The organism is Solwaraspora sp. WMMA2059 (assembly GCF_027497315.1).
Classification (GTDB): Bacteria; Actinomycetota; Actinomycetes; order Mycobacteriales; family Micromonosporaceae; genus Micromonospora_E.
In genome coordinates this window covers 1,893,544-1,905,538 of sequence record NZ_CP114908.1, presented here as the reverse complement: position 1 = coordinate 1,905,538, position 11,995 = coordinate 1,893,544, and the positions used below count along the sequence as shown (strand labels likewise).

Annotated in this window: 13 protein-coding genes; 6 read left to right on the top strand and 7 right to left on the bottom strand. The window is 70.8% G+C overall.

The genetic code is table 11. The features are described 5' to 3' along the window. Positions 1-108 precede the first annotated feature (108 nt). Genes O7553_RS08730 through O7553_RS08710 form a run of 5 tightly spaced genes read left to right on the top strand, consistent with a single transcriptional unit; the run spans position 109 to position 5,498 of the window. The gene (locus O7553_RS08730; protein ID WP_281554310.1) at positions 109-1,686 is read left to right on the top strand and encodes an ABC transporter substrate-binding protein; all 1,578 of its coding nucleotides are present in this window, start codon (positions 109-111) and stop codon (positions 1,684-1,686) included. A 9-nt stretch (positions 1,687-1,695) separates the two neighbouring features. Next, positions 1,696-2,640, top strand: a complete 945-nt coding sequence (locus tag O7553_RS08725) for an ABC transporter permease (RefSeq protein ID WP_281554309.1) — start codon at positions 1,696-1,698, stop codon at positions 2,638-2,640. Further along, a complete protein-coding gene (locus O7553_RS08720; protein WP_281554308.1) occupies positions 2,637-3,497 on the top strand; it encodes an ABC transporter permease in 861 nt (286 codons plus the stop codon). The genes O7553_RS08725 and O7553_RS08720 overlap by 4 nt, the downstream gene beginning before the upstream one ends. Further along, the gene (locus O7553_RS08715; protein ID WP_281554307.1) at positions 3,494-4,516 is read left to right on the top strand and encodes an ABC transporter ATP-binding protein; all 1,023 of its coding nucleotides are present in this window, start codon (positions 3,494-3,496) and stop codon (positions 4,514-4,516) included. Before O7553_RS08720 ends, O7553_RS08715 begins: the two co-directional genes overlap by 4 nt. Positions 4,517-4,571: 55 nt before the next feature. Further along, positions 4,572-5,498: an oligopeptide/dipeptide ABC transporter ATP-binding protein gene (locus tag O7553_RS08710; RefSeq protein WP_281555538.1), complete on the top strand. Its 927-nt coding sequence runs from the start codon at positions 4,572-4,574 to the stop codon at positions 5,496-5,498. Between the two features lies 1 nt (position 5,499). On the opposite strand, the gene O7553_RS08705 is transcribed toward O7553_RS08710, so the two are convergent. Further along, positions 5,500-5,700, bottom strand: a complete 201-nt coding sequence (locus tag O7553_RS08705; protein ID WP_281554306.1) for a DUF397 domain-containing protein — start codon at positions 5,698-5,700, stop codon at positions 5,500-5,502. Continuing rightward, on the bottom strand, positions 5,687-6,544 hold the full coding sequence (locus O7553_RS08700) for a helix-turn-helix transcriptional regulator (RefSeq protein ID WP_281554305.1): 858 nt from the start codon (positions 6,542-6,544) through the stop codon (positions 5,687-5,689). The genes O7553_RS08705 and O7553_RS08700 overlap by 14 nt, the downstream gene beginning before the upstream one ends. Positions 6,545-6,941: 397 nt before the next feature. Here O7553_RS08700 and O7553_RS08695 point away from each other — a divergent pair, with 397 nt between their 5' ends. Beyond that, a complete protein-coding gene (locus tag O7553_RS08695) occupies positions 6,942-7,370 on the top strand; it encodes a helix-turn-helix domain-containing protein (RefSeq protein ID WP_281554304.1) in 429 nt (142 codons plus the stop codon). A 31-nt stretch (positions 7,371-7,401) separates the two neighbouring features. On the opposite strand, the gene O7553_RS08690 is transcribed toward O7553_RS08695, so the two are convergent. From O7553_RS08690 to O7553_RS08670, 5 genes are read right to left on the bottom strand one after another with little or no spacing between them, the layout of a single operon-like run. Continuing rightward, positions 7,402-8,574 (bottom strand): acyl-CoA dehydrogenase family protein, encoded by a 1,173-nt coding sequence (locus O7553_RS08690; protein WP_281554303.1) that lies wholly within the window; start codon positions 8,572-8,574, stop codon positions 7,402-7,404. Continuing rightward, positions 8,564-9,361, bottom strand: a complete 798-nt coding sequence (locus tag O7553_RS08685) for a thioesterase family protein (RefSeq protein WP_281554302.1) — start codon at positions 9,359-9,361, stop codon at positions 8,564-8,566. The genes O7553_RS08690 and O7553_RS08685 overlap by 11 nt, the downstream gene beginning before the upstream one ends. A 4-nt stretch (positions 9,362-9,365) precedes the next feature. Further along, a complete protein-coding gene (locus O7553_RS08680; RefSeq protein WP_281554301.1) occupies positions 9,366-9,956 on the bottom strand; it encodes a hypothetical protein in 591 nt (196 codons plus the stop codon). Then, complete coding sequence (locus tag O7553_RS08675; protein ID WP_281554300.1) at positions 9,953-10,813, bottom strand: CoA ester lyase; 861 nt, start codon at positions 10,811-10,813, stop codon at positions 9,953-9,955. The genes O7553_RS08680 and O7553_RS08675 overlap by 4 nt, the downstream gene beginning before the upstream one ends. Beyond that, positions 10,813-11,970, bottom strand: coding sequence for an acyl-CoA dehydrogenase family protein (locus O7553_RS08670; RefSeq protein WP_281554299.1), 1,158 nt, complete (start codon positions 11,968-11,970; stop codon positions 10,813-10,815). Before O7553_RS08670 ends, O7553_RS08675 begins: the two co-directional genes overlap by 1 nt. Between the last annotated feature and the right edge of the window lie 25 nt (positions 11,971-11,995).

Genomic DNA, 11,995 nt, shown 5'->3' with positions numbered 1-11,995 from the left:
GCGGCACCACGCAGTTGGCGATGTGCACCAGCCCCGACGTGCACCATCCCGTCGACGCAACCCGGCCCGTCAAGCCCGTAACGGCGACAACGAGGTAGGAGACAGACGGTGAATCCCTCCCCAGCGTTCCCGTACCGGCGGCGATCCGCGCGTACCGCCCGGTCTGCCGTGCGCGCGACGAGCCTCGCCGCCGTCGCGGCGCTCGCGCTGGCCGGCTGCTCGGCCGGCGAGTCCCTGGAGACCGACGACGGGTCGGCCACCTCCGACGGCACGCTGGTGGTGGCCATCTCCAGCGAGCCGGACAGCCTCGACGTGCACGTCTCCACCGCGTCGCCCACCTTCCTGGTACTGGAGAACGTCTACGACACATTGGTGGAGCCGGCCCCCGACCTGAGCTTCCAACCCGCGCTGGCCACCGAGTGGGAGGTCAGCGAGGACCTGCTCACCTGGACCTTCCAGCTGCGCGACGGCGTCACCTGGCACAACGGGCGGGAGTTCACCGCCAGCGACGTGGTCGCCAGCTTCGAACGGATCACCGACGCGGAGACCGCAGCGAACGCCTGGCGGTTCGAAACCGTCGACGAGGTACGCGAGGTCGACGACCGTACGGTGGAGTTCGTCCTCAACCAGCCGACCCCCAACCTGCTGGCCAACATCGGCGGGTTCAAGGGGATGGCGATCGTCGCCCCCGAGCTGATCGACGGAGACGGACTGACCACCGACGCAATCGGCACCGGGCCGTTCCGGTTCGTCAGCTACACCCCCGGTGACCGGATCGTGCTGGAGGCCAACCCGGACTACTGGGGCGACGGACCGTACGTCGACCGGGTCGAGTTCCGGTTCGTCTCCGAGCCGACCACCGCGCTGACCAACCTGCGCACCGGTGCCGTGCACCTGACCAACAACGTGCCTGCCCAGGAGATCGCCACCCTGCGCGACGACCCCGATGTAGAGCTCGGCCAGCAGGCCAGCAACGACTACTGGTACTTCACCTGCAACTTCGACCGGGCGCCGTTCGACGACATCGACGTACGCCGGGCGCTGTCCTTCGCCATCGACCGGGAGCAGGTCGCCCAGGCCGCGTACTTCGACGCCGCCACACCGGTGCAGTCGGCGATGCCGCCGGGCAACTTCTGGGCCACCGACTACGCCCCGTTCAGCTACGACCCGGACCAGGCCCGCGAGCTGCTCGCCGAGGCCGGCGTGACCGACCTGAGCATGGACCTGATGCTCACCAACGAGTTCCCACACACTCTTGCGGCCGCCGAGGTGCTCGCCAGCCAGTGGGGCGACGTCGGCGTCGACGTCGAGATCCGCACCCTGGACTTCGCCAGCTGGCTCGACGAGCAGGGCGCCGGCAGCTACGACTGCTACGTCCTGGGCTGGTTGAACAACCTCGACGGCGAGTACGCCTACTACGGCCAGCACCACTCGACCGGCTCGTTCAACTTCCACGGGTACGCCAACCCGCAGGTGGACCAGCTGCTCGACCAGGCACGGGCCACCGTCGCCGACGCGGACCGCAAGCCGCTGTACGACCAGGCCGCCCGGTTCATCATCGACGACGTCAGCTACGGCTACCTCTACAGTCCACAGGCCTCGCTGGCCTGGGTGCCGCAGGTGTCCGGGGTCGAGATGCACCCCGACGGCAAGACCCGGCTGCGCACCGTACGGCTCGGCGGCTGAGCCGGCGCGATGGCGCGCTTCCTGCTGTGGCGGGCACTGCAGGCGGTGATCGCGATGCTCGGGGTGAGCGTCGCGGTGTTCCTCATCGTGCATCTGGTGCCCGGCGACCCGATCCGGCTGGCCCTGGGCACCCGCTTCGACGAAAGCCTGTACCAGGCGATGCGGGCCCGGGCCGGGCTGGACCAGCCGATCGTCGTCCAGTACTTCCGGTGGCTGGGCCGGGCGCTCACCGGTGACCTGGGGGTCAGCTTCCGCAGCGGTGAGCCGGTGACCCTGCTGCTGCTGGCCCGGCTCGGCCCGACCAGCCTGCTCGCCGGTGCCGCGCTGACCGTCGCGCTGGCGATCGCCCTGCCGCTGGGGATCGTCTCGGCGATGCGCTCCGGATCGCTGATCGACCGGCTCGCCACCGCGTTCAGCCAGCTCTGGGTCTCGGTGCCGGATTTCTGGAGCGGGATCATGTACATCCTGCTCTTCGCCCTGGTGCTGGGCTGGCTGCCGGCGTCGGGCTACGTGTCGCCGTTGGACGATCCGGTGCGGGCGCTGCGGCACCTGGTGCTGCCGGCGCTGACCGTCGGGCTGATCTCCGGCTCGGTGCTGACCCGGTTCGTCCGCTCGGCGGTGCTGGAGGCGCTGCACCAGGACTACGCGCGTACCGCCCGGGCCAAGGGGCTGTCCCGCTGGCAGACGGTTCGCCGGCACGTGCTGCCCAACGCCTGGATCCCGATCGTCACCGCAGTCGGCCTGCAGCTCGGCTTCCTGCTCGGCGGCGTCGTCATCGTCGAGGTGATCTTCGAGTGGCCGGGGCTGGGCCGGCTAGCGTACGACGCGGTGGTGCGCCGCGACTACAGCCTGTTGCAGGGCGCGGTGCTGGCCGTCGCGCTGATGTTCCTCGTCGTCAACTTCCTGGTGGACCTGCTCTACAGCTACCTCGACCCCCGGGTGCGCCACCGGTGACCCGCCGACTGTTCACCCTGCTGCTGGGCAACCGGCTGGCACTGGCCGGGCTGCTGGTGCTCACCGGGCTGGCCGTGGTCGCCGCGTTCGGTCCGTGGCTGGCCCCGTACGACCCGAACGCCATCGACGTGCCCGGCCGGTTGGCCGCACCGTCGCCCGCCCATCCGTTCGGCACCGACAACCTGGGCCGCGACGTGCTCAGCCGGGTGCTGGTCGGTGCCCGGGTGTCGCTGCAGGTGGGGATGGTCGCGGTCGGCATCTCGCTCGCCGCCGGGTTGGCGATCGGCCTGGTCGCCGGCTACTACGCGGGCGCGGCCGACGCGGTGCTGATGCGCACCATGGACGTCCTGTTCGCGTTCCCGGCGATCCTGCTCGCCATCGCCGTTCTGGCGATCCTCGGGCCCGGCATCACCAACGCGATGATCGCGATCGGCATCGTCTACACCCCGATCTTCGCCCGGATCGTGCGGGCCGCGACCATGGTCGCCACCACCCAGCTGTACGTTCTGGCGGCCCGCGCCGTCGGTGCCGGTGATCTGCGAATCCTCGTCCGGCACGTGCTGCCGAACATCGCCGCGCCGGTGATCGTGCAGACCTCGCTGAGCCTGGCCTTCGCCATCCTGGCCGAGGCGGCACTGTCGTTCCTCGGCCTCGGGGTGCAGCGCCCCGACCCGGCCTGGGGCCGGATGCTCGCCGAGGGCCGCGACTTCGTCAGCCTGGCCCCGTGGATGGGCATCTTCCCCGGCCTGGCGATCCTGCTGACCGTGTTGGCGTTCAACGTGGTCGGCGACGGGCTGCGCGACGCGCTCGACCCACGGCAGCGCTCCGTCATCGAGTCGAGAGGGCAGGGCGGATGAGCGGCGACCCGACGGGCGACGCCCCGGCCACCGGAGACCCGGTGCTGTCGGTACGCGACCTGACGGTGCGCATCGGCACCCGACGCGGCGTCGCCCGGGTGGTCAATGGGGTCAGCTACGACGTGCACGCCGGCGAGACCCTCGCCATCGTCGGCGAATCCGGTTCCGGCAAGACGGTCGCCGCGCTGGCGGTGATGGGGCTGCTCGACGAGCCGGCCCGGGTCGGTGGGCAGGCCCTGCTGGACGGCACCGACCTGCTGGCCCTCGACGAACGGCAGTTGCGCCGGGTCCGGGGCAACCAGATCGCGATGGTCTTCCAGGACCCGATGACGTCGCTGAATCCGGTAAAGACCATCGGGTCGCAGCTGGTCGAGCCGATCGTGCTGCACGGCCACGCCACCGGTGCCGCCGCCCGGGACCGGGCGGCCGACCTGCTCGACCAGGTCGGCCTGCCGGACGCCCGCCGCCGGCTCGACGACTACCCACACCAGTTCTCCGGCGGCATGCGCCAACGGGTCATGATCGCCATGGCGTTGGCCTGCGAGCCACGGGTGCTGCTCGCCGACGAGGCGACCACCGCGCTGGACGTCACCACCCAGGCACAGATCCTCGACGTCGTCGCCGGGCTGCAGCAACGGCTCGGGCTCGCCGTCGTGTGGATCACCCACGATCTCGGGGTGGTGGCCGGCATCGCCGACCGGGTCGCGGTGATGTACGCCGGCCGGATCCTGGAGGAGGCCGGCGTCGACAACCTGTACGCCGCACCCCGGCACCCGTACACCATCGGGTTGCTGTCGGCGGTGCCGCGCGTCGGCGTCGAGCGGCCACGTCGGCTGGCGACCATCGGCGGCCAGCCACCGGACCCGACGGCGTTGCCGCCCGGATGCGCGTTCCACCCGCGCTGCGGCTACCGGCACGACGAGCGGGCGGCCAGCGAGGTGCCGCCGCTGCGTACCGTTGCCGCCGGCGGGCACCGGGTGGCCTGCTTCTACGACGTACCGGCAGGCCAGGATGGCTGAGCATGGGCCGCTGCTGCGGGTGACCGACCTGCAGGTGCACTTTCCGCAGCGCGGCATGGGCCGGTCGGCCCAGCCGATTCGGGCCGTCGACGGGGTCAGTTTCGACATCGCCGCCGGCGAGACCCTCGGCCTGGTCGGCGAGTCCGGCTGCGGCAAGAGCACCACCGGGCTGGCGGTGCTGCGGCTGGTCGAGCCCACCTTCGGCACGGTCACCCTGGGCGACGTCGAGCTGACCGCGCTCGGTCTGCGCCGGATGCGGGCGATGCGCCGGCACCTGACGATGATCTTTCAGGATCCGTACGCCTCACTCGACCCACGGATGTCGGTCGGTGCGATCATCGCCGAGCCGTTGGACGTGCACGGCCTGCACAAGGGCGCGACGGCCCGCCGGCACCGGGTCGGTGAGCTGCTGGAACTGGTCGGCCTGGACCCCGACCACGCCAACCGGCATCCGCACGAGTTCTCCGGCGGGCAGCGCCAGCGCATCGGGATCGCCCGTGCGCTGGCCGGGGAGCCGGACCTGATCGTCGCCGACGAACCGATCGCCGCCCTGGACGTGTCGATCCAGGCGCAGATCATCAACCTGCTGGAGGACCTGCGCGACTCGCTCGGGCTGGCGTACCTGTTCGTCGCCCACGACCTGGCCGCCGTCGGGCACCTCAGCGACCGGATCGCGGTGATGTACCTGGGTCGGATCGTCGAGATCGCCGACCGGGCCACCCTGTTCACCCGGGCGGCCCACCCGTACACCCGGGCGCTGTTGTCGGCGGTGCCGGTGCCGGACCCGGTCGCCGAACGCTCCCGCCAGCGGATCATCCTGCAGGGCGCTGTCCCCTCCCCCGCCGATCCGCCGAGCGGCTGCCGGTTCCGGACCCGCTGCCCGGCCGCGTTCGACCGCTGCGCCGTCGACGATCCGGCCCTGACCGTACGCGGCGACGGTCACCTGGCCGCCTGCCATCTCGTCGACGAGCGTCGCGGTTGAGTCAGTCGGTCAAGTCGAACGCCCCGAGCTTCGCGCCACCGATGAACGCCTGCCACTCAACCTGTGTGAACGTCAGGATCGGCCCCTGCCCCCGGGCCTTGGTGTCCCTTACCCCGACAGCGTTCCCGCCCAGGTCAGCGACCTCCACACACGACCCGTTGTTGCCGGATCGACTGGACTTGAACCACTTAACCGAGTCCATCCTTTTTCTCCTGAATCAATCGGATCGACTCCCTGGGCGACAGCGCCAGGGAGAGCAGGTGATCGAACACGCCCGTGAGCCGCCGAATCTCCTCTGGCGACTCCAGGAACAATTCTCCCGCCAGGGTCTCAATGTAGCCAAGAGGCGGATCACCATCCACGAACGTCAGGACCTCGAACCCACCGTGCACGGCGAGGTGGGCACCGGCGGCGAGCGTCAGGACCTGCACGGTGACGTTGGGTAGCGCGGAGACCTTGATGAGGTGGTCCAGTTGCTCGCGACGAAGATTGACGTCGCCGACCTCCAACATCAACGACTGCTCCGTGATGGTCGCCTGCAGCCGAAGCGGCGGCTGGCGCAGCGTCAGCACCTCCTGACGCTTGAGACGCGCCTCGACACGCTGAACGATCTCCTCTTGGTCGGTCTCCCGACCGATGCGGATCACCGATTCGGCGTACGCGCGGGTCTGGATGAGCCCAGGGATGAGGGTCGGCTGGAACTGCCGAAGATCCGTAGCCTCAGCCTCGTAGGCGATGAACGTGGCGTAGCGGGCCGGCAGCGTGTTGAGCCGCTGCCACCAGCCCTGTTCCCGCACCTGCTCGGCCATGTTACGGAGCGCCAGCCCGTGCTCTTCGTCGTGTGGGACGCCGTAGGCGACGAGGATCTCCAGCACATCGCGCGGACGCGGCTTGATGTCGCCGGACTCGATACGGGCGATCCGCTGCTGCGAGCACTTGAGCAGCTTGGCCGCGTCTCCCTGCGTGAGACTGCGTGCCTCGCGTAGTCGCCGCAGCTCCCTGCCGAGACGGCGAGACCGAGGCGTCGGTGGAGTGAAACCGGCCATGCGTTGATCCTCCCTTATGCGCCACCAGCGAGTCCACGTAGGCATCGCGGCCTGACACTTGCCTACATCGTACGATGCTGCAACACTATCGGACAGTAGGCCGCGACGCAAAACGGCGACAGGTCGCACTCGTACGCATTTCTCGGCAGACGAGACAGGTGATCAAATGGACTCGGCCCTCGGGACGGTTACTTCTGAACAGATTCGCGAGGTGCAAAAATCGTTGGGTCGTCGACTAGCTCACTGGCGCAAGGCAGCCGGCATGACCCAGGCTGCCCTCGCCAAGCGGACCGCCTACTCCCGAAGTGCAGTAGCTAATGTAGAGATCGGCCGAGAATCAATACCCCGTAGCTTCTGGGAACGAGCCGATCGCGAACTTGGCGCCGGAGGAACGCTGGTGGATGCGTTCGACAAGCTCCACACCCTGGTCAACACGCTCCGGGCACATCGAACGTGGGCCGCCGAACAGGACAGACTGCGACGCCGTCAGGCAGCCGCGCCGACGTATCCGGCTGACGGATGGATGGCCAGTTCAGCCGGCTGTGAATGCGCGCTCACGATCGCTCGATGGGGCAGGCAGGAAGTTCTCGCGTTGAGAGAGGCATTGCGGCTCAGCGTCGAAGCGTTCGCCGAACGGATTCGCGTCGCCACTTCGACCGTCACCGCGTGGGAGGACCACAGGCAGCCCACGCAGCCCAGTCTGGCGATGCAGGCGGCTCTCGACGACCTACTCAAGATCGCCGATCAGGATGTCCGCACCCGCTTCACCAAGATCCTTCGGATGCCGCCAGCATCCAGCGACCTTCTTGACGCGCCTGAAGTCTGATCGCCAGGTAGTGAGGACTGTGCGTGCCTGGTCAGAGCAGGCGGGCCACCTCGTCGCGCATCACCTCGGTGGAGCCGCCGCCGATGGCCAGGAACCGCACGTCGCGGGCGATCCGCTCCACCGGTCCGTCCTGCACGAACCCGGCACCGCCGAGAAACTGCACCGCACTGTACGCGATCTCGTTGGCCAGCTCCGGCAGCTGTGACTTGAGCACGGCGGCGTACGCCCGCGTGTCGGCACCCCGGTCGGCCTGCGTGGCGGCGTGGTACAGCAGCGTCTTGCCGGCGGCGAGCCGGCCGACGAGGTCGGCGACCCGGTGCCGGATCGCCTGCTTGTCCCAGAGCACCCCGCCGTACGCGGGTCGGAGCCGCACCGAGGCCAGGACCGCGGCCAACGCCGCCTCGGCCAGCCCGACCGCCTGCGCGGCCAGGCAGAGCCGCTCGTGGTCGAGGCCGGCCATCATCAGCGCGAAGCCGTCTCCTTCGGCGCCGATCCGGGCGTACGCCGGCACCCGGCAGCCGGTGAGGACCAGTTCGCCGGTGTCGGAGCTGTGCCAGCCGGACTTGTCGAAGGTGCGCCCGTTGGCCAGGCCGGGGGTGTCTCGTTCGACGGCGAACAGCGACAGTCCGTGCCGACCGGGTCCGCCGGTGCGGGCCACGACGAGGAAGATCCCGGCGATGTTGGCGTTGGTGATGAACGTCTTGGTGCCGTCGAGCTGATAGCTGTCCCCGTTGCGGCGGGCCCGTACCGCCAGCCGGGTCAGGTCGGAGCTCGCGTCCGGTTCGGTCACCGCGAGCGCGGCGACGGTACGCCCGGCCAGGATCCCCGGCAGCCAACGGTCGATCTGCCCGGCCGTGCCGGCGCGCGCCAGGTGCAGCGCCGAGAAGTCGGTGTGGGTACCGACCGAGCTGGCCACCCCGCCGAAGGTGGACCGGGCCAGTTCCTCGTTGAACACCACCGCGCCCCGGACGCCGGCACCCCCGCCGCCGAGCTCCGGCGGAAACGACAACCCGAGCAGGCCGAGCTCACCGAGGCGGGCGAAGGCTGCGGGTGGCACCCGCCGTTGCCGTTCCCAGTCGGGCGCGGCGGGCACGATGTCGCGGGTGACCACCTGGCGGGTGAGGGTGCGCAGCGCCCGATGCTCCTCCGCGAGAAACGTGGCGTCCAGGTCGAGGCCGGCGAGGATCCGGTTGTCACCGGCCATCGGCGGCTCCCGGCGACGCGGCGTCGGCCTGCACCCGGTCGGGGCGCGGATCCCGCCACTGGATCGCCCGACCTTGACGGAGCTGGGCGATCGGGTTACCGGCCCGGTCGTGCAGTGTCGACTCGTCGACGCAGAAGCCGGCCGTCGACCAGACCGTCCGGTTGGTCACGTGGTGCCATTGGCCGGCGACGTCACCGAGGTCGGGGGCGAAGTGGATGGTGAAGTCCACCGAGGGCACGAAGTGCGGCGGCTCGGCCAGGGCGAACAGCCCCGGCGGCAGCGCGTCGAGGTAGACCGAGGCGACGGCGTGCGGGCCGAGCGTCTCACCCAGATCGGTCTGCGGCGAGATGCGGACCCAGGCGGCGGTGCCGTCGGTGAGGCTCGGCGGGCCGGCGGCCCGCACGTCCAGTTGGGCGCTGTAGGCCAGCGGCCGGTGCCGGGGCGCGTACGCCGGCAACTGCTCGGGGTCGCCCCACGGTGCCGGATCCTCGCGACGACGCCAGCTGAACTCCTGCCCGACCGGCACCAGGGACGCCAGCGCATGCACCCGGGCCCGGCCCTGCTGGGCCAGGGTGATCCGCAGGCTGGCGGTGGACCGGCCCCGGTGCAGCGTCTCGGTGATCAGCTCCACCGGACCGGGGCGCACCCCGGCCACGAAGTGCATGGTGACGGCCTGCGGGGCGAAGCCGTCGACGCTGTCGGCGGCCTCGACGACCCGGCCGAGGACGAAGCCGCCGAAGATGCCCTGCATGCCGAGCCACCGCTGGGTGAAGACCGGAGCGCCCATCCGGCTACTTCTCCACTCGGACGTAGTCGCCCGGCCGTGGTGCCGGTCCGGTGCCGAGTCGCCGCCAGCCGGACAGGTCGGCGCTGACCACGTCCCCGGTGGCCCCGCCGGGGATCTGATCGCCGGGCGTCCAGATGGCACCGGGCAGGTCCGGCAGTGCGGCTCCCGGTCCGAGGTGGACGGTTTCGGCGACCGGCGCGGCACCGGCGGGCAGCGCGTCGGCGGGATGGAACACCGCCGGGCCGCCGAACCAGGCGAGCACGGTGGCACCGCCGGGTGCCGTCATCCGGGTCCGGACCGCGCCGGCCGGGATGTAGGTCAGGTCGCCACGCCGGTAGGTGGCGTCACCGAGGTGCAGCTCCCCGGCGAGCACGACGAACTCCTCGTCGACAAGGTAGCCGCCAGCGACGTCGCGGGAGAAACCGGGCGGGAAGTGGCCGTGCACGACGAACGCCCCCGACCGGGAGGCCAGCCGGGTGAGGTGGAAACCGAGGTTGGCACCGGGCATCGGCACCTCCTGCCACGGATGCCGCGCCGCGGTCAGGTCGACCTGCTCCGGCCGTGGAGCGCGTGGGGCACGGTTGCCGCCGCTCATCCCAGGCCCGCCCGTTCGGCCAGGGTCAGCGTACGGCGGGCGCCACGCAGCACCGCCGCGTCGACCAGCCGGCCGGCCGCGTCCAGCATCACGCCAGTGCCGTCGGCGGTGGCCGCCTCGAGCAGGGCGATGGTGTCGCGGGCCGCCCGGATCTCGGCGGCCGTCGGCGTGTAGACGTGATGCACCACCGGCAGCTGGTTCGGGTGGATGCAGGCCCGGCCGACGAAGCCCTGCCGGCGCAGCCGGCGGGTCGAGGCGTCCAGCGCCGCCTCGTCGGCGGTGATCCGGGAAACCGGGCCGACCGGCGGGTGGATGCCGGCGGCGGCGCTGGCCACCACGACCTGGCTGCGGGTCGGGGCGAGTTCGGCGTCGTCGGCGCCCGGTTCCAGGCCGAGTTCGCCGGCCAGGTCGACCTCACCGAGCTGCAGCTGGTACACCCGGGGCTGCCGGGCGATGGCCGCGATGTCGAGCAGCGCGGCGGCGGTCTCCACCATCGGCATCAGCAGCGTGTCGTGGTCGGCGGCGTCGGCGAGCACCCGGGCGGCGGCAGCGACCTCGCTGGCAGTGCCGACCTTGGCCAGTACCACGCCGGTGAGCCCCGGCTGGCCGGCGACGGCCCGTAGGTCCGTGTCGCGCAGCGGGCCGGAGTTGACCCGTACCCAGATCGGCAGGTCGCCGGGTCCGGCGGTGAGCCAGCCGACGACGGCCTCGCGGGCGGCGGCCTTGCCGGCCAGCGGCACCGCGTCCTCCAGGTCGACGATCAGCGCGTCGGCGCCGCGCCGCGCCGCCTTGGCCAGCTTGTCGGCGGCGTGGCCGGGCACGTACAGGTAGGACCGGGGGGGCACCGGGTCGCCCATCAGACGGTCACCTCGCCACGTACGAGGGCCTTCGCCACGACGGTACGCAGCACATCGTTGGTGCCTTCGCCGATGCTCATCAGGATCGCGTCGCGGTACAGCCGCTCCACTTCGAACTCGGTCGAGTAGCCGTAACCTCCGTGGATCTTCATCGCGTCGATGGCGGCCTCCAGGGCGACCTCCGAGCAGAAGATCTTCGCCATGCCGGTCTGCGCGTCGGCGCGACCCTGGCGGACCGCGTCGGCCGACCAGTACGCCATCAGCCGGGCCGCCTGCACCTGGGTCGCGATGGTGGCGAGCTTGAGCTGGATGGCCTGGAACTCGGCGATGTGCTTGCCGAACGCCTTACGTTGGCGGGCGTAACCGAGGGCCTCCTCGTGGGCCCGCTGGGCGATGCCGACCGACCGGGCGGCGATGTTGACCCGGCCCCATTCCAGGGCGGACAGCGCCTGCTTGAGACCGATCCCTTCGACGCCGCCGAGCAGCCGGTCGGCGGGCACCCGGACGTCGTCGAGCAGGATCTCGCAGGACTCGGTGCCCTTGTAGCCGAGTTTGGGGATGTCCTTGGTGACGGTGAAGCCGGGCAGGTCGGCGTCGATCAGCAGGATGCTCATGCCCTTGTGTGCCGGGCTGGCCTGCGGGTCGGTCTTGACCAGGACCGGCAGCGGGTCGGCGTACCGGGCATTGGTGATCCAGATCTTGGTGCCGTTGACCACGTAGTGGTCGCCGTCGCGGCGGGCGGTGGTGCGGATGCCCTGCAGGTCGGTGCCGGCGTCGGGTTCGGTCAGCCCGATGCCGGTGCGCCGTTCACCGGTGGCCAGAGCGGGCAGGTACGCCTGCTTCTGCTCCTCGGTGCCGTGCATGGCGATCATGCGGCAGGCCAGCGAGTGGCTGCCGAGGATGCCGGCGATGCCCATCCAGCCCCGGGAGATCTCCTCGAAGACCAGGGCGAACGACACCGGATCGAGGTCGAGGCCGCCGTAGGACTCGGGGACGGTGACGCCGAACAGGCCCATGTCGGCCATGCCTTTGACGATCTCCGTCGGGTAGCGGCCGGTCTGCTCCCATTCCCGGGCCACCGGGATTATCTCGCGGTCCACGAAGGAGCGCAGCAGCTGCTGGAACTCGCGCTGTTCCTCGGTGAGGGTGAAGTCCATCGGGGTCTCCTGGGTGGTCGGCGGG